The sequence below is a fragment of the Mycobacterium sp. TH-M15 genome (genome assembly GCF_057473705.1).
The window spans coordinates 1-1,659 of sequence record NZ_JBYCLB010000380.1 but is presented as its reverse complement, the minus strand read 5'-3'; the positions used below and the strand labels follow the sequence as shown (position 1 = coordinate 1,659).

Annotated in this window: 1 protein-coding gene and 1 pseudogene; both read left to right on the top strand. The window is 71.2% G+C overall.

Annotated elements, in window-relative coordinates; translation table 11 throughout:
- The first annotated feature begins 12 nt into the window (after positions 1–12).
- Positions 13–1,236 (top strand): MFS transporter, encoded by a 1,224-nt coding sequence (locus AC2VNT_RS09355; RefSeq protein ID WP_486946591.1) that lies wholly within the window; start codon positions 13–15, stop codon positions 1,234–1,236.
- Positions 1,237–1,427: 191 nt separating this feature from the next.
- Positions 1,428–1,659, top strand: a pseudogene (locus tag AC2VNT_RS09350) (L,D-transpeptidase); the annotation flags it as partial.

Here is a 1,659-nt window from a genome sequence, read left to right as displayed (position 1 = left end):
GACATCTGCGCCATGACTGTCGAGACCCGAACTCTTCGCAGCGGACCGTGGACACCGCGGGTCGCTTTGCAGTTGACGGTGCTGGCCGGCGCCGCGTTCACCTACGCCACCGCGGAGATTCTGCCGGTCGGTGCGCTGCCGGCCATCGCGGCCGACCTGAAGATCAGCGACCCGGTGGTCGGCACGCTGCTGGCCTGGTACGCCGCGGTGGCGGCGATGACGACGATCCCGTTGGTGAGTTGGACGGCGCACTGGCCCCGCCGCCGCGTGCTGCTGATGACGCTGGCCTGCCTGACCGTCTCCCAGGTGGTGTCGGCGATGGCGCCGACGTTCGCGGTGCTGGCCGGCGGGCGGGTGCTCTGCGCGATCACGCACGGGCTGATGTGGTCGGTGATCGCCCCGATCGCCACCCGGCTGGTACCGCCCAGCCATTCCGCCCGGGCGACCACGGCGATCTACCTGGGCACCACACTGGCGCTGGTGGTCGGCATCCCGCTGACCTCGGCGATGAGCCTGTTGTGGGGCTGGCGGTGGGCCGTCGGGGTGATCGCGGCGGCGGCTGCGGTGATCACGCTGGGGGCGCGGGCCGCGCTGCCCGAGATGACGCTCAGCCCGAACCAACGGGCGGCGGCCGGCCGCCACCACTACCGAAACGGACCGCTGATCGGGGTCAGCGCGGTGATGCTGGTCGGGGTCACCGGGCACTTCGTCTCCTATACCTTCATCGCCCTGGTGATCAGTGACGTCGTCGGGGTGCAGGACGCCAACCTGGCCTGGCTGCTGGCCGCGTTCGGGGTCGCCGGCCTGGTGACGATGACCCTGCTGGCCCGGCCGGCGGACCGGCGCCCGAAGATCACCGCGGTCGGCTGCACCTCGGCGCTGGCGGCCTCGTTCGCGGTGCTGACCGCGCTGGCGGTGCACGGGCGGCACTCGGTGTGGACCGCGGTGCTGGGGACCGGCGCGATCGTGCTGTGGGGCGCGACGGCGCTGGCGGTCTCCCCGATGCTGCAGGCCGCGGCGATCCGGACCGCGCCGGACGACCCGGACGGGGCATCGGGGCTGTACGTCACCGCGTTCCAGGTGGCGATCACGGTCGGCTCGCTGGCCGGCGGTCTGCTCATCGAGCACGGCGGCGTGCCGGTGATGCTGGCCGCCTCCGGGCTGCTGGTCGGGATCGGAACGGCAGCGATAATCGCCAGCAGGAACCTGTTTCCTATTTGCCAGTGCCCTGAGTAAAGGTGACTTTCTCCTTTGCCTGGTGGATGGTATCGCTGGTCAAAGTGGTAATCTCGCTTCCTACCCGGCGAAACCGGTGAATTAGCTGCTGTGTGCGCTGTGCGACACTTGAAAAAGGATTTGAGACCGGAGGTACAGGCATGTCTCGACGCACGCGGAGAGCGCTCATCGGCTGGCTGGGCACTGCCGGCATGACCGTAGGCCTGACGCTTGGCTGCGGGTCCGCGCTGGCTGAGCCGCCGCAGCTGCCCAGCGACCTGCCGGGTATCGGACCGTTCGAGGCGCCGCCGCCGGCGCTGCCCGAACCGCCGGCCGCACTGCCGGTCGTCGAAGCCCCGGCCGCACCGCCGGTCGTCGAAGCCCCGGCCGCACCGCCGGTCGTCGAGCCCCCGGCCGCACCGCCGGCCCTGCCCGAGCCGGTGG

Excerpts from the sequence above, each read along its gene's own strand:
- AC2VNT_RS09355 (WP_486946591.1), top strand. The coding sequence starts at position 13 with ATGACTGTCGAGACCCGAACTCTTCGCAGCGGACCGTGGACACCGCGG.